19 protein-coding genes and 1 pseudogene are annotated in these 20,580 nt (G+C 38.8%); 12 read left to right on the forward strand and 8 right to left on the reverse strand.

Features of this window, described 5'->3' with window-relative positions:
* Positions 1 to 5: 5 nt before the first annotated feature.
* Positions 6 to 1,670, reverse strand: coding sequence for an AMP-binding protein (locus PGX00_RS22235; protein ID WP_272140684.1), 1,665 nt, complete (start codon positions 1,668 to 1,670; stop codon positions 6 to 8).
* A gap of 258 nt (positions 1,671 to 1,928) precedes the next feature.
* On the opposite strand from PGX00_RS22235, the gene PGX00_RS22240 reads away from it, so the two are divergent.
* The gene (locus PGX00_RS22240) at positions 1,929 to 2,120 is read left to right on the forward strand and encodes a hypothetical protein (protein ID WP_272140687.1); all 192 of its coding nucleotides are present in this window, start codon (positions 1,929 to 1,931) and stop codon (positions 2,118 to 2,120) included.
* Positions 2,121 to 2,243: 123 nt separating this feature from the next.
* Here PGX00_RS22240 and PGX00_RS22245 read toward each other — a convergent pair whose 3' ends face one another.
* Complete coding sequence (locus PGX00_RS22245; protein WP_272140689.1) at positions 2,244 to 3,614, reverse strand: L-serine ammonia-lyase; 1,371 nt, start codon at positions 3,612 to 3,614, stop codon at positions 2,244 to 2,246.
* 265 nt (positions 3,615 to 3,879) lie between these two features.
* Here PGX00_RS22245 and PGX00_RS22250 point away from each other — a divergent pair, with 265 nt between their 5' ends.
* Positions 3,880 to 4,275, forward strand: coding sequence for a nitrous oxide-stimulated promoter family protein (locus PGX00_RS22250; protein ID WP_272140691.1), 396 nt, complete (start codon positions 3,880 to 3,882; stop codon positions 4,273 to 4,275).
* On the opposite strand, the gene PGX00_RS22255 is transcribed toward PGX00_RS22250, so the two are convergent.
* Complete coding sequence (locus PGX00_RS22255) at positions 4,256 to 5,626, reverse strand: MATE family efflux transporter (RefSeq protein ID WP_407702409.1); 1,371 nt, start codon at positions 5,624 to 5,626, stop codon at positions 4,256 to 4,258. The two genes, PGX00_RS22250 and PGX00_RS22255, sit on opposite strands and share 20 nt — an antisense overlap.
* Positions 5,627 to 5,678: 52 nt before the next feature.
* On the opposite strand from PGX00_RS22255, the gene PGX00_RS22260 reads away from it, so the two are divergent.
* Complete coding sequence (locus tag PGX00_RS22260) at positions 5,679 to 6,578, forward strand: AraC family transcriptional regulator (protein ID WP_272140693.1); 900 nt, start codon at positions 5,679 to 5,681, stop codon at positions 6,576 to 6,578.
* The gene (locus PGX00_RS22265) at positions 6,578 to 7,054 is read left to right on the forward strand and encodes a LabA-like NYN domain-containing protein (protein ID WP_272140695.1); all 477 of its coding nucleotides are present in this window, start codon (positions 6,578 to 6,580) and stop codon (positions 7,052 to 7,054) included. Before PGX00_RS22260 ends, PGX00_RS22265 begins: the two co-directional genes overlap by 1 nt.
* A 22-nt stretch (positions 7,055 to 7,076) precedes the next feature.
* Here the strand turns inward: PGX00_RS22265 and PGX00_RS22270 are convergent, their stop codons facing one another.
* Positions 7,077 to 7,238 (reverse strand): DUF2986 domain-containing protein, encoded by a 162-nt coding sequence (locus PGX00_RS22270; RefSeq protein WP_272140697.1) that lies wholly within the window; start codon positions 7,236 to 7,238, stop codon positions 7,077 to 7,079.
* Positions 7,239 to 7,283: 45 nt separating this feature from the next.
* On the reverse strand, positions 7,284 to 8,090 hold the full coding sequence (locus PGX00_RS22275) for an EAL domain-containing protein (protein ID WP_322107891.1): 807 nt from the start codon (positions 8,088 to 8,090) through the stop codon (positions 7,284 to 7,286).
* 321 nt (positions 8,091 to 8,411) lie between these two features.
* Between PGX00_RS22275 and PGX00_RS22280 the strand changes: the two genes are divergently transcribed.
* Genes PGX00_RS22280 through PGX00_RS22290 form a run of 3 tightly spaced genes read left to right on the forward strand, consistent with a single transcriptional unit; the run spans position 8,412 to position 13,050 of the window.
* A complete protein-coding gene (locus tag PGX00_RS22280) occupies positions 8,412 to 10,454 on the forward strand; it encodes a TonB-dependent receptor plug domain-containing protein (protein ID WP_272140700.1) in 2,043 nt (680 codons plus the stop codon).
* Positions 10,455 to 10,514: 60 nt separating this feature from the next.
* A complete protein-coding gene (locus tag PGX00_RS22285; RefSeq protein WP_272140702.1) occupies positions 10,515 to 11,033 on the forward strand; it encodes a YfiR family protein in 519 nt (172 codons plus the stop codon).
* Positions 11,008 to 13,050, forward strand: a complete 2,043-nt coding sequence (locus PGX00_RS22290; protein ID WP_272140704.1) for an EAL domain-containing protein — start codon at positions 11,008 to 11,010, stop codon at positions 13,048 to 13,050. The genes PGX00_RS22285 and PGX00_RS22290 overlap by 26 nt, the downstream gene beginning before the upstream one ends.
* 85 nt (positions 13,051 to 13,135) lie before the next feature.
* On the opposite strand, the gene PGX00_RS22295 is transcribed toward PGX00_RS22290, so the two are convergent.
* Positions 13,136 to 13,774, reverse strand: a complete 639-nt coding sequence (locus PGX00_RS22295; protein ID WP_272140706.1) for a hypothetical protein — start codon at positions 13,772 to 13,774, stop codon at positions 13,136 to 13,138.
* Between the two features lie 128 nt (positions 13,775 to 13,902).
* Here PGX00_RS22295 and PGX00_RS22300 point away from each other — a divergent pair, with 128 nt between their 5' ends.
* The 3 genes from PGX00_RS22300 (at position 13,903) to PGX00_RS22310 (ending at position 15,419) form a co-directional block, all read left to right on the forward strand.
* Positions 13,903 to 14,151, forward strand: a complete 249-nt coding sequence (locus tag PGX00_RS22300; RefSeq protein ID WP_272140708.1) for a DUF2164 domain-containing protein — start codon at positions 13,903 to 13,905, stop codon at positions 14,149 to 14,151.
* 162 nt (positions 14,152 to 14,313) lie between these two features.
* Positions 14,314 to 14,853 (forward strand): cytochrome b, encoded by a 540-nt coding sequence (locus PGX00_RS22305; RefSeq protein WP_272140710.1) that lies wholly within the window; start codon positions 14,314 to 14,316, stop codon positions 14,851 to 14,853.
* Positions 14,850 to 15,419, forward strand: coding sequence for a YceI family protein (locus PGX00_RS22310; protein ID WP_272140712.1), 570 nt, complete (start codon positions 14,850 to 14,852; stop codon positions 15,417 to 15,419). Before PGX00_RS22305 ends, PGX00_RS22310 begins: the two co-directional genes overlap by 4 nt.
* A 40-nt stretch (positions 15,420 to 15,459) precedes the next feature.
* Here PGX00_RS22310 and focA read toward each other — a convergent pair whose 3' ends face one another.
* Positions 15,460 to 16,920 (reverse strand): formate transporter FocA, encoded by a 1,461-nt coding sequence (focA, locus tag PGX00_RS22315; protein WP_272140714.1) that lies wholly within the window; start codon positions 16,918 to 16,920, stop codon positions 15,460 to 15,462.
* A gap of 214 nt (positions 16,921 to 17,134) precedes the next feature.
* On the opposite strand from focA, the gene PGX00_RS22320 reads away from it, so the two are divergent.
* On the forward strand, positions 17,135 to 18,040 hold the full coding sequence (locus PGX00_RS22320) for a LysR substrate-binding domain-containing protein (RefSeq protein WP_272140717.1): 906 nt from the start codon (positions 17,135 to 17,137) through the stop codon (positions 18,038 to 18,040).
* A gap of 179 nt (positions 18,041 to 18,219) precedes the next feature.
* Positions 18,220 to 18,717, forward strand: a complete 498-nt coding sequence (locus PGX00_RS22325; protein ID WP_272140719.1) for a DUF1097 domain-containing protein — start codon at positions 18,220 to 18,222, stop codon at positions 18,715 to 18,717.
* Positions 18,718 to 18,779: 62 nt separating this feature from the next.
* On the opposite strand, the pseudogene PGX00_RS22330 reads toward PGX00_RS22325, so the two are convergent.
* Positions 18,780 to 20,422 (reverse strand): annotated as a pseudogene (locus tag PGX00_RS22330) (ATP-dependent endonuclease).
* Positions 20,423 to 20,580 lie beyond the last annotated feature (158 nt).

Below are 20,580 nucleotides of genomic sequence, written 5' to 3' on the forward strand. Positions count from 1 at the left end.
TGAAATTAATCTCTTAATTCTCTCCTCAATATTTTTCCTACGTTTGTTTTAGGCAATTCATCCCTATACTCTATGACCTTAGGTATTTTGTAACCAGTCAGGTGTTGGCGGCAATGTTTCTTTATGTCATCAGTTGTTACAGAGCCATGGGTGACAACAACAAGTTTGACTCTTTCACCTGTGATCTCATCAGCTATGCCAATCGCGGCGGCTTCAATAATTTTAGGATGCAATGTTGCAACTTCTTCAATTTCAGTTGGGAAAACATTAAAGCCAGAAACAAGAATCATATCTTTTTTTCTATCTTCTATATAAAAGAACCCTTGATCATCCATACGGCCGATATCGCCAGATTTTATCCATCCACCTTCCCTAAGGGCTTCTTTAGATTCAAGTTCTTGTTGCCAATAACCCTTCATAACCTGATCGCCTCGAATTTCAATTTCACCGATCTGTCCAGCAGGGAGTGAATGACCTTGTTCATCGACAATTCTCAGCTCCGTACTTGGTAAAGGTACGCCTATTGACGGAACAAAGGCCTGTTGAGTATGAATACCGCCGGCAACAACAGGGGAACATTCTGTTAATCCATAGCCTTCAACTACTGGCATCCCTGTTATTCGTTGCCATTCATCAGCTACATGCTTTTGGGTCGCCATTCCTCCAGCTATCGTAAAGTTAGCGTGACTGAAATCTAATGCTCGAAAGCCAGCATGATTGTTTAGCCCATTAAAAAGAGTGTTAAGACCGAACATCATGGTAAACGGATACTTTTTCAGATCATTAACAAATCCGTCAATATCTCTGGGGTTAGTAATCAGTAAGTTCGTACCGCCGAAATACATTATTAACATCATACTAACGGAATTTGCGAAAATATGATAAAGAGGCAATGGGGTAACAGCGTGTTCATTTTCGACCAGCGTGCGCGGTGAAAAATGAGCGTTAACCTGCAATACATTGGCGATGATATTGCGATGAGTAAGCATAGCTCCTTTAGCAAGGCCAGTCGTACCGCCAGTATATTGCAGATAAGCTAGGTCACTATTCTCTATCACTGGTGGGGTTAGAGTAAGAGTTTTACCTTGAGTTAATGCTCTTTTAAATGAAATAGCTCCGGGTAGATTATATTTAGGCACCATTTTTTTAACGTACTTAACAGCAAAGTTAACCAACGTACGTTTGTAGGGTGTAAGCTCGTCACCGATTCGAGTTAAAATTACGTGCTCTAAGCTAGTTTTACTGATTACTTTTTGTAAGTTGTTGCCGAAGTTCGTAACGGCAACAATAGCTTTAGCGCCTGAGTCTCGTAATTGGTGCTGTAGCTCTCTAGGAGTGTAGAGTGGATTTACATTTACTACGACTAAACCTGCTTTAAGAGCACCAAGGATAGCAATCGGGTACTGTAAAAGGTTTGGCATCATCAGTGCAATGCGATCACCTTTTTTCATTTTTAATGTTACTTGCAAATAAGCGGCAAAGGCCGTTGCTTTCTCATCTAGTTCTTTGTAGCTAAGAGAATGCCCCATATTAACAAAGGCGGCTTTATCCGCATACTTTGAAAAAGTTTCTTGGAACATTTCTGTAATATTCTGATATTTATCGGCATTAATAGACGCTGGCACGTCATTGGGATAGCTGTTAAGCCATACTTTTTGTTCTACGCACATTGTTTTTTTCTTCTAACGATAATTACTTCTATAGGGTAACTTATTCGCTTTTTAAACAATAGTGCAAACATTCTAACTGGTCGTTTATCGCGCATATTCTTCAGTATTTTTGACTTTAATCTAAGCTTAATAATGGGATTGTGACCTTAATACATGTTTGACTAGACTAAAGTGGTATGTTTTATTTGTTAATTCTAGGTTACAAATAACCCTACATTTACTAAGATTAATAGTGAAACACTATAAGAGGGTTGAATTATGGAATTAAAGAAAGACCCAAGATGCTATACCGATGTATGTGTGAATGGACTTTGGTATCACTATGATCACTGTGGTACGAAAGCTTATGTATTGCGAGGGGGAGCATCTCCGGAAGTTATGTTAGAAAGAGAACCCCAAACCGAAGACGAACTTGTCTTGATGTTAAAAAACTTAACGCCCAATTTTTAGACATTCCCTAATAAAAAACCGAGCAATGGCTCGGTTTTTTATTGTTAGTGCGCAGGCAAGTCTTAATCCGTCTGTACAGTTAATTTCACATTGCAAATAAACTTACTGATGTTGGTATCAATATCATTCACATGGTGGTGCCATGTGTATGATTGCCAAGCCACCAAGCGAAGTTTCCCGATACTTTTTATTCATGTCCTTGCCAGTTTGGTACATAGTGTCAATAACTTTATCTAATGAAATTAAACATTTACTATTTCTTTTTAGTGCCATTCTAGACGCATTTATTGCCTTAACTGCACCCATTGCGTTTCTTTCTATACAAGGAACCTGAACTAAACCACCAATGGGGTCACATGTCATGCCTAAAGAGTGTTCCATCGCAATTTCTGCGGCAATACAGATTTGCTCGTTGGTTCCACCACGAAGGGCAGTCAAACCGGCAGCAGCCATAGAAGAGGAAACACCTATTTCTCCCTGACATCCCACTTCTGCACCAGATATTGAAGCGTTCATTTTATATAACATACCGATAGCGCCAGATACCGCGAGAAAATCTTTGATCTGTTTTAGATCTAATTCTTTAATAAAAGTGTGATAATACATGAGAACTGCTGGAATAACGCCTGCAGCTCCATTGGTTGGCGATGTAACAACCTGTCCACCAGCTGCATTTTCCTCGCTAACAGCAAAAGCATAAACATTTATCCAGTCCATTATTTCCATCGGATCACTGTGTAAAGAAGAATTTGCTTCAAGATTCTTTAATAAAGCGGGTGCTCTACGAGTTACATTCAATCCTCCGTCTAGTATGCCTTCTGTTTCTAAACCACGATCAACACAGTTGGTCATAACTTGCCATATCTGCTCTGCTTTATTATCTATTTCCTTTTGGCTTCTATAGGCCAATTCGTTTTTGAGCATCAATCCGCCAAGGCAATGGCCAGTGTTTTCGGCTTGTTGCAAAAGCTCTTCAGCTGACTGAAACGGAAACTCAATTTCTATTTGATCGGCAGACTTGCCATTAGTTAATTCAGACTCGGTTGCAATAAAGCCACCGCCAACAGAATAGTAGGTTTCTTTCGCAATCAACTCGTTGTCCACATTGAATGCAGAAATAGACATTCCATTTTCATGAAGTGGGAGGTATTCAGAATGAAACACGATGTCACTTTCGAAATCGAATGCAACGACACAGTCACTAGAAAGTGACAGTTCATGGTTTGTTATGTCTGATTGAAGGCGTTGGTTGGCCTGTTCAATATTTATATTGTCGGGCTTATTGCCCATTAAGCCAATAAGTGATGCACGATCGGTATGGTGACCTTTGCCGGTTAATGAAAGTGATCCGTATAGGTCTATCTTAATTGACTCGACTTGGTGAAATAGAGACATAATCTGCTGTCTAAAATCGTAACCTGCAATCATAGGGCCGTTGGTGTGAGAACTAGAAGGGCCGACACCGATTTTATAGATATCAAAAATGGATAGCATGAATTTACTCTCGAAGTGAAACCAGTATTATTGCTGATTTATATTGATAATATGATGCTATAAAAAGCAAACGTTGATACTACAGTTTAGTCACTAAACAGTTCAAGTAACTTATGAATGGGTTGTGAAGAAGGATAACATACTATTAGATTAATCATTTTTAAACCTTGTTATAGTAGGGTTATGCAAGAAGTGCTTTCAGTGTTACCTCTTGTAATCTGATATTGATATAATTATAGGCAATTGCAACGAAAGTGGAGATTAAATGCGAGTAAGTAAGATATTGCAAGGTGAGTTAGCAACTGAATATAAAACGGTATCTGCAATGATGGAAATCTATTGCCAGAAAAATCATGGTATAAAAGGGGGCTTGTGTGATAGTTGTAGTGAGCTATTGATATATGCAGAAACAAAATTAGACCGTTGTCCCTACGGCCAAGAAAAACCAACTTGCAATAACTGTCCTATTCATTGTTATAAACCCGAACCAAAAGAAGATATGCGTTTGATCATGCGCTATTCAGGGCCAAGAATGCTCTTTAAACATCCGATTTTGGCTATTAGACACCTTCGTCACGAGAAACGAGAGGTGCCAAATCAACCTAAGAAGCAAGCATCTAACCGCCACAATCGAATGAAAGCTATGCGTGAGAAATCGTGAGGTTATTGACCCATTTAAGTTTTAGATAACGATGGAAACAGAGCGAGAACTTTACAACTTCTTCGCATATTAACATCGCATATACCCATGCAAACCCCCATTCTCCGATGAAAGCACCATATGTTGCTAATGGAATGCCTACCAACCACATAGCGATAAAGTCCATTCGTAGACAAAACAAGTTATCACCACCTGCCCGTAGTATTCCATTTATGATTATAAGGTTTAGCATTCGTAACCAAATACCGCAGCACAGTATGGATATAGCGGGCAAAGATAAATGATAAAATTGACTCGCGTCTAAATTGAGTAAAACTAATATCCACTCTCGGTTCATAAGTAGAGCGGCGCCAAGAAACAAACCAAATACCAAAACAAATTTCAGTAGTATTCTGGTTAGCTGTACCGCTTCTTCAAACTGATCTTTACCTAACGACTGACCAATAAGAACTGAACAAGCAACTGAAATACCGAAGAACGTTGCGTAACACAAGGATTCGAATGGACCTAACATACTAAACACAGCGAGCTCTGTTGTTCCCATATGGCCAAATATCATCTGATAAGTCAAAGTACCAACAGCCCAAAGTAAACCATTCGAAGCGTTTGGAAATGCGAGTTTTCGATATGATTTATGTAACTTTTTTGGACACGCTACTTGCTTAGCGGTGAACAACCAGTGACGCTTAATTCTCATGTATGAATACATTAATACTACTTGAAGTAGGCGCGAAATCGTTGTCGCCAATGCCGCACCAGCAACTCCCATAGGTGAAATGCCGAAGCCGCCTTTGATAAGCCAAAAATTGAGCGCAATGTTGATCAACACCGTTAATGCGCCAACATACAAAGGGGTGACAGCGTCTCCACTGGAACGCATACTTGATTCGAGAACGATCACAAAATGGGTCAGAATGAGTACGGGGAAACTGTACCAAAGATATTGAGAACCTAGCTCGATAACAGCGACATCAGCGGTCTGAGCTTGCATTATTAACCCAGAAAATAAGGTAATAAGCACAGTAACCGGAATAATAATCACAGAACCTACACGCATCGCATATAAGGTAACTGACTTAGCTGAGTTGCGATCTCCCTTTCCCCAGTATTGTGAAACTAAGACCCCATTAGACACGCTTAAACCTACCATTATCATAATGGCAACAAAATGCCATTTTGAGGCAATTCCCACAGATGCAGTTGCTTCTTTACCAAAATCACTAACCATGAGAACATCGGCAAGTGCAAGAATTGACACTAGTGCACTTTGTATCGCAACGGGTAAAGCGAGCTTAATAATCCTTTTAAATAGGTGTGGTTGACCTGATTGTGCAGGCATTAAGTATGTCATTTTTACTCCTCATTAATTGAGGGAAATATAGCCACCTAAGATGATAAATAACATGTACAAAGAAAGTAAAAACCTGTTCAAATCCGTCATTAGTGATTTTATACCTCCTTCGGTATGGCGAGACTTTGTGTACCTCTCTTCAGAGTGCAGAGAAAGGTTTCTAACGGTTTCGGATATTCCAGAGTTGATAACTCAACAGTTCTTTATGGCTGGACTAGCAGAATTACAAGGTGGCTATTTGGTTGAAAGAGACAGCGTTGATGTTCACACTTTGTTATTTACAGTAGAAGGGGAGGGTAAACTAACCACAGCAACGAGTGAGGTTATTTTGAAACAAAACTCACTTTGTGTGCTGCCTGCAAAAACGCCTTTTAGGTTTGAACTCAATAGACCTGATGGTAACTGGAAAATGGCTTGGGTATTATTATCTGATACGGTTAAATGGAAGCAAATAGCAACCTTGGGGCAATCGGTTGTTCCTTTTTCTGACTCGGAGGTAATTTGGGCTTTAATGACCTTACTACATAGTGAAATAGATGGAAGGCCTGCCTACCGTAAATTATTATGCAGCGAAATGTCTAGCTTACTAACTGGTGTTGAGGCAACACCATTAACATCTTCAGCAAGAGTACAAGCCCTTTTTAACGAAGTAGGAGCACAACTCCACCTTCGATGGACGGTTAAACAGATAGCTGAAAAGGCATTTTTAAGTGAAGAGCAGTTAAATCGAGTATGCAAAACACTTTACGCTAGCTCTCCTCAGAAAAAACTTATAGCATTAAGGATGCAAAAAGCAGCGGATCTTCTGCATAATAAAGAATGGTCAATTACGATGATCGCGCAGCGTCTTGGGTATAAAGACCCGTATAATTTTACCCACCGATTCAAAGCATTTTATGGTTGCTCCCCAAGAGATTACCGTAAGACAATTATTCAACAAAGAGAGTCATAATGGAGTCAGTTGCAATACTTGTAGATGTACAAAATATCTACTACACAACAAGAGATCGGTACAAGAGTCATTTTGACTATAATGCGTTCTGGAGAAAAGCAACTGCAAACAGGGAGGTTTTGGAAGCTAACGCCTATGCAATAGCCAGTAATAATCCCAAACAACGCCAGTTTCATCACATACTTAGAGGGATTGGTTTTAATGTGAAACTTAAGCCCTTTATACAAAGAATGGACGGTTCAGCGAAAGGAGATTGGGATGTTGGTATTACGCTAGATGCAATCGAACTTGCGATGCAGGCCGATGTGATTATTCTTCTTTCGGGAGATGGTGATTTTGATTTACTTGCTCAGCGTATTAGAAATAAGTACAAAAAAGAAATTGAAGTATACGGAGTTAAAGATCTAACGGCACAATCTTTAATAGAATCTGTAGATAGATTTATAGAAATCGATCACAATCTTTTAATTTATTGATTTAATAAAAAAGGAAGATCATTTAATGATCTTCCTCTTGATCTTGTTGTTGATCCTTATTCGCTTCTAAAGCTGCTCTGTCCGCTTTAGATATATATTTCTCTTTATTACTCGTATGCAGTTTTGCATTTTTCTTTTTCTGCTTTTTTATAAAAGTTTGATTAATTTTCTTTTTTCTATTCATAATAACTCCCGTTTAATTAATATACATTAAAACGATGAATGAGTTTTAATGTGTGAGAGTATAAGCTGCTTTGCTACAAGCGTCTACATCCAATCGACGTGGTGTTGAGAAGTGAAAGCCTTGGTACATACCAACATTTAAGTCCGCTATGCTGCGAAACTGCTCTTCAGTTTCTATCCCTTCTACCAAGGTTTGTGCATTGATCCTCGCACCTAAATCCAATGCTTCGCATAACCCTCTTTGTTTTCCTTGCGTGAAATCTACAAGTAAACTTTTATCTAATTTTAGTATGCTTGGTTTTACAAGGTTAACACGATCAATGTTTGAGGAATCTACACCGTAGTCGTCTATAGCGATAGCAAAACCAAGATGTTTTAAATGCTCAATAGACCGTAAAAGTCGGGATTCGTTGTACCCACTTAATTCAACTATTTCTATAACTATTTGGCTAGAGTGTAAATCCAATTCATCAAGGCGTTGCATAAGCAACTTGGTGTTACGATCGTTATTCAAAAAGTATTCATTAGAGCGAGGGATAGTGTTCAAAAATAGATTAGTGTGCCTTTTAGAGGAAATAGCAAAATTTCTAATATGAATTGCCCTGCTTAATCTTTCTACAAATATCTTACAGTCGAAACTATAATGAGAGCTTTTAAAAAACATATCGGCTCGAAGTTGTCGTCCATCTGAACAATTAATACGGAGCAATGCTTCGTACCCAATAATTTCCGAATTATTTTTGAGTATCGGTTGAAATACACTATGCAACAACATTCCATTGTATATGGCGTAATAATGACCGTTTCTATCTATTTTTATACGTGATTCCAATTCTCTGCGTTCAAAACACATAATAATATAACAATCTAAATTTAGTGATTATTGATTCTCAACTACAGAAATTATATTGTCAATATAATCAATTGCTCATTTTTGAGACAAAGTTTATTTGGAGTAAATTAAAAACAAAAGCATAACAAATATGCAAAATAAAAATCACAAACATACAAAATATAAATGCATGTATCTGTCTGGTAACACCTGTTTACGTGGTATCGATCACTTTATTCATGGCACTTATATATTAGCTTTAATGATTACTATAAGGTTTTAATCTAACTGGTATGTTGTCAACGCTAGAGAATTAAAACCAACAAGATATCAGGAACGCTTATGAGAATATTTTGCCTAGCGTCTTTCGCTATGACTTGCTCTGTTTTTGCAAATGAAGACACTTCCTCACTACCGAGTTTAGACTTGGAATCGTTGATGGCTGCAGACGTTCAAGCGAACGCGGCTATGAAACGATTACAATCAACAGCTGAAACAGCCGCATCAATCTATGTCTTGTCTAATGACGAGATCATTAAATCTGGAGTAAATTCAATACCTCAAGCTCTAACACTGGTTCCAGGCCTTCAAGTTAGAAAAATAGACAATAATGTTTGGGCTATAACGGCAAGAGCGCCCGCTGGAAGATATTCTAGTAAGTTGTTGGTCATGATAGACGGACAAAGTATCCATAACCCAAGCTTTGCTGGTGTAGATTGGGAAGGGATCAATGTCCCATTGTTTGATATAGATCGTATCGAAGTAATACGTGGTCAATCAGGACTATTGTGGGGTAGTAATGCGACAAACGGTGTTATTAATATCATTACAAAACACTCAGAGGACACTCGTACAACAAAACTCGAAGTTTCAGCAGGTTCGCAACTGAACCATCAAGTTACCGGTCGGTTTGGTTCTGATCTAGGAGAATATGGTGCTTATCGAGTATATGCCTCTAACCGAGATTCGGATCAATCGAGTAATTCATATAAGGGATTACCGAGCGACAGTGGAGAAACAACATCACTAGGTATGCGGTCCGATTTGATCTTTAACAATGACTTATCTCTTATTCTACAAGCCGACTACACTCAAGTTGATAATGGCCAAACGGTATCATTATCCGACTTAACGACGTTCGAGACATATAAATTAGAGAGTGCATCCACCAGAGACGATCTTAAAGTAATGACTCGTCTGGAGCACCGATTGGGTGATTATTCTACGCAAATGTTGCAAGCTTCTTATCTTCGTTTATCTGCAGATACTGCTTACCACAATGAAGAATTTGCTGTTTTAGATGTCGATTATCAGATGAATACGATATTTAACGATGTAAAAGTCGACTGGGGCCTGAATTACCGTAATACTCAAATAAATAGTGATGATACTGGTTACGTAATGATGACCGAAGATATCGACTCTATAACTCAGTATGGCGCCTTTGCCCAAGTTCAGTTTGATTTGATTCCAAGTGAATTGAACTTTTCACTTGGAAATCGTTCTGAGCACAACGACTTCACCGGTTGGGAACATCAACCTATTGCACGGTTGATGTGGAAACCGGCTCAAAAACACGTTTTTTGGTCTTCGTTGTCTCAAGGGATAAGAATTCCTTCGCTAATTGAGTTAAATGGTCAAACCGTTCTATCAGGAAAGAGGGTTGGAGATGAAATTACCACTGGTAATTCTTATATTGACGATTTATACCTCCCACTTTATCTAAATGGTAACAGTGATATTGAAGCAGAGAAAACCATCTCTGTAGAGTTTGGATACCGGTATTTAAGAAGAAAATGGAATCTCGATTTTACCGTTTTCAAATCACAGTCAAAAAATGCTTTAGCGTTAGAAACCGACGTTAGCCCACTAAGTATTGAAGAAATAGCGGCGCTAAACAATCCTTTAGCTATAGCAGCCACGTTACAAAGTACGCGAATAGATTATACTTTTGTGTCTAATGCAGAGTTAGAGAGCTACGGTTCAGAACTGGTTCTTGCTTGGCAACCAAATCAAGATTTCAAGGCAGAAATTGGTTATAATTTTACCTCTTATGAGTATCAACTCGAAGACGCTACGAGAACAGTCGTAGGGCAAACATCCGATTTATCACAACTGTTTTTAAAATCTAGCGTATCCCTTAACGATGACCACTTTTTGTTTGCTTTGTACCGGTTAGAAGATGGAGAAGCTTACAATACAGATGATTTTGGCGTGCTGGATTTAAGTTGGTCGTGGATAATACACCCTTCAGTTGCGTTCACGCTCACTGGGAATAATTTGCTAGAAAATGACCATATAGAATATAAGAATACCGATGAGGTATATACCGTACCAACATATATTGAATCTTCTATCGTCGCACGTGTGACCGCAAATTTTTAATAAAGGTGAATTTTTATCTCATTTAAGCGTTTGTATATAGCTCTTCTCTGCGTGACTATCATGTCGCCAGGTTTGTCGTATGCGAATGAAAGAGAATTTGCTGTAAAAGCCGGTTTTATCTTTAATTTTGCGCGTTACAGTGAGGGCAGTTGGTTTAATCCAAACCGCTCTGACCGATACACCATTTGTAGTTTTAATCCTCAATTTGTTTTAACGGCATCTAAGACACTCAAGAATCAAAAGGTCAAAAACCGTCCAGTGGAAGTGCACTTGGTATCAGTCAAAGGTATACCAAATGAGATATGTAACAGTTTCTATTTGACCAGTATAAACGACAGTCTTATCGGCAAGGTGGTCGATAATCCTAAACTCTCGAATACCATGCTTATTGGTGAAAACAAGAAATTTATTCAATCAGGTGGGCATATAAATCTATTTATAACCGGCGGAAAAGTGCGCTTTGAAGTTGATGCAAACGCATTGGCGTCTTCGGGAATAAAAATGAGCTCTAAAGTGCTTAGGCTTGGTCGAGTGGTAGAGGGGGCAGTGAACAATGAAAAAGTTAATCCCTCAATTTAGTTCTATCCAAGTTAAAGTCGTTGCATTGTTTATGCTTGTTGCATTATTCGCCGTTCTTAGTACTGCAATTACTATCATAAACTATGAAAAAAATAACGCTAAAGAAAAAGAATTACATAGAATAGATTCTATAGCTCAAATTTTAGCCCCTACAATTACGGCTACTGTTGTGTTTCGAGATGAAGTTAACGCGAACGAGTTGCTGTTACCATTAATGTCAGATAATACGATCATCGATGCTAGCGTATATACCAGCAAAGGAGAGCTATTTGTCAGTATCGAGTCATCTCATCTAGATTATACTCAGCCTATCAGTGCTTTTTTAACTGTCGATAAGATACTCGTTCACGATAATACTTATTTTGGCAAGCTCGTTATTAGGGTGAATGATCTATCAATAGAGAAACATATAGAAGTTTATTCACTCTTTATCGCGTTTATAGCAGTTATCACATTAGCCACGAGTTTAGTACTGGCGATTATTTTTAGCCGGTATATCACTAAACCAATTTTAAACCTAGGGCAAATTGCGACAAGCGTTACGGAAACGAATAACTATGCTCTCCGTGCTAAATCTACTACCCATGATGAAATTGGCCAATTGACTGATTGCTTTAATTTAATGTTAGAAAACATAGAGTTAAGAGATGGCAACCTTGAGTCAAAGGTTAGGCAGCGCACGGTAGAATTAGAAGTTGTAAACAATAAGCTTAAACGACATGCTTATACAGATAGTTTATCTGATTTGCCGAATAGACGTTTCTTAAATGAAGAGCTTAAAAGATACGTTTCATTCTATGAGGAAGGACAAATAGTAGGCTTCTCAATACTATTTTTAGATTTAGACGGCTTTAAAGAAGTCAATGATACGATGGGACACGATCATGGCGACGAGTTATTAATTGCGGTCTCAAAAAGACTAAGATCTGCGGTTAGGGCTACGGATCTCGTTGCTCGTTTAGGAGGCGATGAATTTACTATTCTGCTTGGTGATGTCATTGATAAAGGTTTAACAACGGGTGTTGCTAAAAACATACACAAAGAACTAAGTGATCCATTCTTAATCAATGGTGAAGAAGTATTAGTTACGGTTAGTATCGGTATTGCAATATTTCCCGATAACGGCAGCAATGTAGAAACCATTCTTAAGTGTGCTGATTTAGCAATGTATGAAGCGAAAAGTGAAGGGCGCAACTGCTACCAATACTTTAACAATATGATGATGCATCGACTTGTTGAAAAAAGGAAAATAGTGAGCGATCTTAAAGTCGCATTGAGAGAAAACCAGTTCGAACTCTATTTTCAACCTATTATCGATCTCGCGACAAGAAACATTGCTAAGGTAGAAGTATTGATCCGATGGAATCACCCAACCAAAGGGCTTGTATTTCCAAATGATTTTATAACTATTGCAGAGGAGTTTGGAATCATAAATGAGATAGGAGAGTGGGTGCTAAGAAACGCCTCTTTTCATATACCTATATTAAGAACAATTTATGAGCAGGATATACAAATAAGCGTTAATGTATCTCCGGCGCAGTTTAAAGGTGACTTTAAATGGATGGATACTTGGCTACAAGAATGTAAACGGCATCAATTGCAAGTAAGTTTAATCTCGTTTGAAATTACTGAAAACCTACTAATGACTAGTGATGACATAGTAAAAAATAGACTTAAGCAGCTTAAAAATGTCGGTATTGATATCGCAATAGACGACTTTGGTGTTGGGTATTCATCACTTTCGTATCTGCAACAGATTGAAATTGATATTATAAAAATCGATCGCTCATTTGTACAAAACCTAACAGAAGACATGAACAGTCAGGCGTTGTGTAAAGCTATTATACATATGGCAAATGAACTCGGTATCAAAGTTGTCGCGGAAGGGATAGAGACTAAACAACAATTAGATTTGTTAGCTTGTTACGGTTGCCATTTTGGACAAGGTTATTATTTTTCCAAACCTGTTCCTATCAGCGTATTGAGAGACAGAACAATGAATTCTGTAAGCGTTTAATATTTTTCGGAGTGAGATGTTGATTACAACATCTAAGTATTCGGATTTAGAGATTTGTACTCTACATTAAAGCTCTAACAATGATTTACTGCTGCCACTCTAAAATCGCATAGAGCTGAATATATTTTCTGACTAGTTGTTGGTCTACTGAGCGCAATAACGGGTGCCCAAATCGAAGATAACACGGCCGAATATGGAATCGAGTGTCTAGCTCATGAATCAGCTTTGAATCACTTTTATATAGAGATATCCCTTGTTCGGCGTAAGCAGTAAAGTCGTCAGGCAATTCCCCCATCCACCAATCAAGTAGCTCTCGGCTTTTTTGACTACGAGAAATCCAATGATCACCTAACAATACGAGCAGATCGCTTGGCTGTATAGCAAAGCCATATTCTGCTTGCCATTCTGTTATGTCAGTAAGCAACTTCTCTTTGCAGGTTGTACTAGCACTTGTTAAGTGATGAGTAATAACCCAAACCGTACCTTCGCTTGAGGCTATTCTGAAGTGATGAGGATGATCAGGGGATCTTGTTGTATCCATTGGTTCAAATTGATTGACGAGGTTAAATGAATCCAATGTACTTGCCAGCCGTCTCGCAAATGCTCTGCCTAAATGGTGCTCGCTCATACCTCGGTTGTGTACCGTTGGGTAGTGGCTTTCACATAGTTTCAGGCAGTCTTTTTGAAAATCATGGATAGCCCGAATGACGAGATCTCGTTGCAATTGTTTTCCCCTAGATTTACATTGAGTAATAAATTAGAACCACATTACAATATAATACGTAGACTAATACTATTCAACAGAACAACTTAATCAAAGTAACTTGATTTTTAACATAAAAATGTGAGCTTATGAGCGAAATATCCTTTACCCAGAAACAGAGACAAGAGATCATCGACGCACTACAGCGCTATTTTGAAGATGAACTAGAATTCGATTTAGGTCAGTTTGATGCGGATTTTTTACTTGATTTCATCACAAAAAAAATAGGCCCTGCCTTTTATAATCAGGGTATAAGGGATGCACAACAAGTCTTAGACCTAAAACTCGCGGATATCAATGACGAGCTTTACCAAATTGAGAAAGATGACATGGTTTAATTGTTAACTATCTAATTTCTATTTAATTTTTATCGCAATCTATTTGTTCAAATAAACTGAACTTACTCATCAAATTTCGTTGCTATTTTCTTGATCCTTTTCAGTAAATAATGTGTTTACGAGAATTATTCGTATTTACAATTTACTGGTGAGAAATAAGGCATGTCTTCTGAAGTTAAAAACTATAACCTGTTAGCTAGATTGCTCCATTGGGGCTCAGCTTTGATTATATTTGGTATGTTTGCCGTTGGGTTATGGATGGTTGATCTGAATTACTACAGCAGTTGGTATCAGACTGCTCCTCATTGGCATAAATCAATTGGCGTTTTACTCGCGTTGATAACGATTATTCGCATCATTTGGAAGCTTGTTTCTGCTGCTCCCAAAATAGAAGGGTCTGCCCTTGAAAAAATGAGCGCACACGCTGTTCACCGGTTGCTATATGTACTTATGTTTGTCTTGTTTATATCGGGATACTTAATTTCTACTTCAGATGGTAGAGGGGTAGAAGTATTTGATTGGTTTACGGTTGTCGGCTTGGGGGAATGGTTTCCTAATCAATCTGATATCTCGGGAATAGTACATTACTACAGTGCAATCATACTTATTGGTTTTGCCGTTTTACATGCGGCAGCCGCAATTAAACATCACATTGTTGATAAAGACAATACGCTACGAAAAATGATAGGAGCATCAAAATGAAGAACATACTGATTAAAACGGGACTAGCATTAGCAGTAGCAATGCCTTTTACAGCTAACGCTGCCGACTACACCATCGACACAAAAGGTGCTCACGCATCGATTAACTTTAAAGTTAGTCACTTAGGTTACAGCTTTATTAAGGGACGATTTAATACATTTGATGGTGACTTTTCTTATGATCCTAATAATGTAACGGCATCAAAAATAATGGTTAATGTAGATACCACAAGCCTGGATTCAAATCATGCAGAACGAGATAAGCACCTACGTAGTGCCGATTTCATTAATGCTGGTAAGTTTTCGGACGCTAAATTTGTCAGCTCTTCAGTGACCGATGAAGGGAATGGTAAGTTGTCAGTGAACGGTGACTTAACCTTACATGGAAAAACAAGTCCGATAGTTATTTCTGCCGAGTTTATCGGGGAGGGTTCAGACCCTTGGGGGGGCTATCGCGCAGGTTTTGTAGGAACAACAACGTTACAGCTTAGTGACTTCGGGATAAAAGCGATGGGTATGGCGCAGACAGTAGATATGGAGCTCATTGTTGAAGGTATTAAAAAATAGATAAAGTTAGGCCAAGCGGTAGTCGCTTGGCCTTTTACAATTATGCTGTTTCTAATACTTGAGTATCATTAACAATATTCATTTTCTCGCCGTATATGGTGCGCAATTCAGTCATGACTTCTAGTCGAGATACTACACCGACAAGTGCTCCATCTTGAAGTACTGGTAGAGTCTGTGGTTTATTTATCTTCATGCTTTTTGCTCTTTCTTCTAATGAAAGAGATGCAAACTGAGTAGCGATTCCCATTCCTGTTGTTGGATAAAGCTGCTCTTTGTCGATACACAAGAACTCAACTAAGTTAACTAAAGATTCATCTTCGTTTACGGCTACAACATCTCTAGACATTAGGTCTACGACTTTCTGACCCTTTGAAGGTAAGTAATCTTGACACCATAAGTCTACCATTGCGTCATGAACAGAGAAAAACCCAACTAATTTACCTTGAACATTGACGACAGGCGCACCTTGAAGTTTTCTGTCTGTAAGTGCATCTATAGCTAGCTCAGTTGGCATGTCTGCTTGTACGGCATAAAAGTCTTTATTCATGATATCGATAGCAGTTAGATTAGTTTTCATAGCAAGTTCCTTAAGTGACGGTGTTAGTTCTGTTGTTTTAATTGATAAAGATTGTGCGGATTGTAGTTCTGGACGTACATAGATAGACCAGTTTGAAAGTCCAACTAGTACTGCGCCTCCCACAATGTTTCCGAGGGTGACAGGTATTAGGTTTGCGGTAATAAAGTTAACGAAAGTGAGGTCTGAATATTGACTCGCTTCAGCTCCAACTTGTATCCAAAATGACTGTGGAGCGATCGTTTGAATCAAAATACCGAGAGGTACCATAAACATATTGGCAACACAGTGTTCAAAGCCACTACTAACAAACATCGCAACAGGTAGCATGACCATGAATGCTTTACCTACAGCGCTTTGAGTACTAAAAGTAAGCCAAATAGCGAGACAGACTAATAGGTTACACAAGACACCAAGTGCAAAAGCTTCTACTGGTGAATGGTGCAATTTATGCTGTGCGATATTAAGCGCATTTAGTCCCCATTGACCGCTGTCCATCTGGTATAGACCGGCTGCGACAACAAGCATTAATAGCAATATTGCGCCAATAAAGTTACCCACATAAACTTTGCCCCAGATAAGAACCATACGTTTGAAACTAATTTGGCGATTAGCCCAAGCAATACTGGACAAAACCGAACTAGTAAATAGCTCGCCCCCCATCAACACGATAAGAATCAGCCCCATACTAAACGCAAGACCACCAGCGAAACGACTAAGTCCCCAACCTGTAGAATGACTACCAGTCGTTACAGTGATATAAAACAAAAAAGCTAAGCCGATAAACATGCCAGCCATAATAGCTAAGCTTATTGTCATGCTTGTTGTTTTCGTGGTTTTGCTTACCGCGAATTTTTCTGCTTGAGTCATCATCTCTTTTGGTGAGAAAAGTTGTTTGAGTTCGGATGATTCATTTGATGAAATCATTTATTCCTCCTTAAGTAGTTTTTCATGTGGCTCCCATTTTGTTTGTAAAATTTGTTACGTCGGTTGCAGGATGACGTTCTGATGGGTCTAGAATAAGGCTGAATTTATGTAGAGGTAAAATTGATAATTTTCATTAAGATAATCAAACAAATTGATATACAATAATTGCAAACGAAAAGCCCCTTACGACAAAGCCCCAAAAGAGGTCGATTTAATGCGTTACTCCTTAAAACAACTTGCTGTATTTGAAGCCGTTGCTCATACCGGTAGTGTCAGCCTGGCCGCAGACAAACTTTCCTTGACTCAATCGGCTACAAGCATGTCATTAGCACAGCTTGAAAAGATGCTTGGCAGGCCCTTGTTCGAAAGGCAGGGGAAACGTATGGCACTGACACACTGGGGGATGTGGCTTCGTCCAAAAGCCAAAAAGCTATTGCAGGATGCTCAACAGATAGAACTTGGTTTTGTCGAGCAGCATTTAATTAGCGGTGAGATCGGTCTATGCGCAAGCCAAACTCCAGCGGAGCACCTTGTCCCAGAGCTTATCAGTACTATTGATAACGACTTTCCTGAAATTAGAATTAATCTTGAAGTCAAAAGTACTGACGGTGTTATAGAAAGTGTTTTAAATTACAAAAATGATTTAGGCATAATAGAAGGACGTTGCGACGACACCAGAATTCATCAGGAAACTTGGTGTAGAGACCATTTGACAGTCGTTGTATCTGCACATCATCCATTTGCTAGAAGAGATACCGTAAGTCTAGCCCAGCTAGAGCAAGCGAAATGGGTCTTGCGCGAACTAGGTTCAGGTACCCGCAAAATTTTTGATAGCTCGATTCATCGTTTGATCGCTGATCTTGATGTTTGGCGTGAGTACGAGCACGTACCGGTTCTTCGGAGTATGGTCGCTAATGGCCCTTATCTAACGTGCTTACCTTATTTGGATGTTGAAAAACATATTGAGAGTGGAAGTTTGGTTGCCCTAAACGTTCCAGAACTAAAAATGGAAAGAACACTCTCTTTTATCTGGAGAGCTGATATGGCCGATAATCCATTGGCAACCTGTATTAAAAGAGAAGGGCTAAGAATGATGAAAGGAAAACCGAGCGTTTTCTAATAGAGTCAAAACAACCAAACAAAGTAACTCCTTGTGTTGAAGAATCGTTTGCGTCACATTTTTTATGTAATGTAATTATTTACATGAGTTTTTATGTGATGCGCATCAACATAATGAGTGTAGCAATTCACTATTATCCAGCTCTCATTGATAAATAACTATCTTAGTGGAGTTGGGTAATGAGTGTATTACTGGCGATAGCGATTACAACTGGTATTCTTTCTGGCGTTTGGGGGTGGTTATCAATTAGCTTAGGTTTAATCACTTGGGCTGGATTTTTAGGTTGTACTAGTTACTTCGCATCACCAAAAGACGGAATCAGTGGATTGGGAACAAGCCTCTTAACCAATATGACGGGTGTATTTTGGGCGATGGTCATTATACAAGCGTCCAATTTAGTTGCAATGGAAATCATAGGTTACGTTGTCACTGGTCTCGTTGCTTTCATGATGTGTATACAAGCAAAAAAAGCCTGGTTGAGTTATATTCCTGGTACATTCATTGGGTCTTGCGCAACATTTGCCGCTGATGGAAATTGGAAACTAGTTATTCCTTCTATTATCGTAGGCGCTATTTTTGGTTACCTAATGAAAGCATCAGGTATTATGCTGAAAGAAAGGCTTGATAAAAAAGAGCCTGGGTTCCATTCAATCGAGGGTGCAGAATCCGCACGTTAGTCGCTCATAATTGCGCTATCAGTTATTTTGATTAAAGCATGCAGCAAAACTTTGCATGCTTTTTACGTATTACCGTTAGCCATTATAATTACGCGTTTTAATGTCCACCTAATCAAAAGAGGTATGCATTCTGAACCCTTATGCTCACACTGAGAAACAATAGCCAAAGCCACATCAGGCTTGGCGTGTTTTTTAAGAACACGTGAAATGACCTTCTTGGCAGGGATAGGATGATCATGTGGTATTTTTAGCATGTCCTTAAAAAAAGTTCGAATCCGTTAGCGTATAAGTAATGCTCAATATCCTTGTCTGGTAACTCTGTCAGTCTATGTTTTTCTAAATCATTGCCTAATAATGAACGTACGGCAGTCGCATATTTTTTCCCTGCAGCGTCACCGTCCGTTACTACATGCCAGTCTATCTCGTACGCCTTTGCCACTTTTATAAGTGATTTTAATCCAGATTGAGCAAACTCAATTATTTGTACACCTTCTGCTGCTAAGTTATAACCACAAAGTTTTGCGAGTTCATTGAACAGCCAAACTTCTGTTTCTCCTTCCACAAGTAACCAGCACCGTGCAAATAACGCATTGGAACGATGAAACCTGATATGAAACCCAACTCGTCTCAACTCATCTTTACTTAGCAAGTTTGGTGACATAGATTTCGAGATAGTTTTGTCGGACTTTCTAATTAGGCGTCGAATCGAATGGAGAGGGATTGCTGCCAGCAGAGATGCACTGTTTGTGGTTAATACTTTTTGAGTTGGCACCAGTTGTAAAAGATTCCATGCTCGGCTCAGGTGTGTGGGATGAAGTCTACCTTCCGGATCCTCTATAACGAGTATAGGACGTGCACAACGCCGTAAGTTATTTGGTCCTTTCGCTTGTAAATAAGTGTTTAATAAAATAAGGATAAGCAGGCGGGTTTGAGAGTCGTTTGTTTCTTCTATTACCTGCATTAGGTTGTTACTACCGACTGAAGATGTTGCGAAAAGAAGACTTTCACGGGGTTTTCTAGGGTTTTGGTTTTTTTTACTCGTAAATGAAAAGTAATGCTCAACAAGATTTTCCATCGATTTTAAACTGCTTCGCATTTCCCCCTTGTTTACGTGACCAGGCATGGCGAGTAGTCTTCGACAGGTGTTTTCTATTCGCTTCTCTATACGTGAGTTTGTTGCATCATCATTGGAAGAATTAGCCTTGTTGTTGTCAAAGTAACGTGAATCTTGGATGCGGATGACAGGATGTAAGCTGGTGAGTTCTTCCGCCAGTTTTTTTGAATGATGCAAAGGCTTAATATTGCCTTCGTTGTCAAGAAAGCAATAGTTACTTGTGATTTTGTAAATGTCTCGTGTTGCGCTTACTCGATAAATGATTTTTTTGTTGCTAAATTCATCTTCTATCCAGACAGGCTTAAGCTTTCTATAACGCCCGGAACGATCTTCTCCAGAGAACGATGGGACAAAGGTGATGATGATTTGTAAATGCTGTGTTTGTGGGTGCGCTATGGCGTAGTCAACATGAAAGTCTTGCATTTCAAACTGATATAATTCTGAACGAGGTGGAAGAGCTACTGAGAGTGCATCGAGTAGGGAAGACTTTCCCCACGTGTTTTCACCGATAAGCGTTGTTAGCTCATCGAAAGTGAGTGAAAGCCGTCGAATACCTCTAAAACCGGAGATCTCTATACGTTCAATTTGCATAAGCTTGTCCCTCTTTTAAGTATAAGCTTATACGAGATTAGTAATATTTGCATAATAGTAACAAACATTTATGTACGTAAGAAATTGATCTTAAAGAAATTGGTTAAACCTAGTTGATTTTGATTTCGCTGTGTACCAATGTCTAACAGGTGACTTTT

The organism is Vibrio algarum, assembly GCF_028204155.1.
Lineage (GTDB): Bacteria > Pseudomonadota > Gammaproteobacteria > Enterobacterales > Vibrionaceae > Vibrio > Vibrio algarum.

What these genes read in the sequence shown, in the direction of transcription:
- PGX00_RS22310 (WP_272140712.1), top strand. Translation starts at nt 14,850, where the DNA reads ATGAAGAACATACTGATTAAAACGGGACTAGCATTAGCAGTAGCAATG.
- PGX00_RS22270 (WP_272140697.1), bottom strand. Translation starts at nt 7,238, where the DNA reads ATGAATAGAAAAAAGAAAATTAATCAAACTTTTATAAAAAAGCAGAAA.
- PGX00_RS22275 (WP_322107891.1), bottom strand. Translation starts at nt 8,090, where the DNA reads ATGTGTTTTGAACGCAGAGAATTGGAATCACGTATAAAAATAGATAGA.
- PGX00_RS22320 (WP_272140717.1), top strand. Translation starts at nt 17,135, where the DNA reads ATGCGTTACTCCTTAAAACAACTTGCTGTATTTGAAGCCGTTGCTCAT.
- PGX00_RS22290 (WP_272140704.1), top strand. Translation starts at nt 11,008, where the DNA reads ATGAAAAAGTTAATCCCTCAATTTAGTTCTATCCAAGTTAAAGTCGTT.
- PGX00_RS22325 (WP_272140719.1), top strand. Translation starts at nt 18,220, where the DNA reads ATGAGTGTATTACTGGCGATAGCGATTACAACTGGTATTCTTTCTGGC.
- focA (WP_272140714.1), bottom strand. Translation starts at nt 16,920, where the DNA reads ATGATTTCATCAAATGAATCATCCGAACTCAAACAACTTTTCTCACCA.
- PGX00_RS22240 (WP_272140687.1), top strand. Translation starts at nt 1,929, where the DNA reads ATGGAATTAAAGAAAGACCCAAGATGCTATACCGATGTATGTGTGAAT.
- PGX00_RS22280 (WP_272140700.1), top strand. Translation starts at nt 8,412, where the DNA reads ATGAGAATATTTTGCCTAGCGTCTTTCGCTATGACTTGCTCTGTTTTT.
- PGX00_RS22245 (WP_272140689.1), bottom strand. Translation starts at nt 3,614, where the DNA reads ATGCTATCCATTTTTGATATCTATAAAATCGGTGTCGGCCCTTCTAGT.
- PGX00_RS22285 (WP_272140702.1), top strand. Translation starts at nt 10,515, where the DNA reads ATGTCGCCAGGTTTGTCGTATGCGAATGAAAGAGAATTTGCTGTAAAA.
- PGX00_RS22250 (WP_272140691.1), top strand. Translation starts at nt 3,880, where the DNA reads ATGCGAGTAAGTAAGATATTGCAAGGTGAGTTAGCAACTGAATATAAA.
- PGX00_RS22305 (WP_272140710.1), top strand. Translation starts at nt 14,314, where the DNA reads ATGTCTTCTGAAGTTAAAAACTATAACCTGTTAGCTAGATTGCTCCAT.
- PGX00_RS22265 (WP_272140695.1), top strand. Translation starts at nt 6,578, where the DNA reads ATGGAGTCAGTTGCAATACTTGTAGATGTACAAAATATCTACTACACA.
- PGX00_RS22255 (WP_407702409.1), bottom strand. Translation starts at nt 5,626, where the DNA reads ATGACATACTTAATGCCTGCACAATCAGGTCAACCACACCTATTTAAA.
- PGX00_RS22300 (WP_272140708.1), top strand. Translation starts at nt 13,903, where the DNA reads ATGAGCGAAATATCCTTTACCCAGAAACAGAGACAAGAGATCATCGAC.
- PGX00_RS22235 (WP_272140684.1), bottom strand. Translation starts at nt 1,670, where the DNA reads ATGTGCGTAGAACAAAAAGTATGGCTTAACAGCTATCCCAATGACGTG.
- PGX00_RS22260 (WP_272140693.1), top strand. Translation starts at nt 5,679, where the DNA reads ATGTACAAAGAAAGTAAAAACCTGTTCAAATCCGTCATTAGTGATTTT.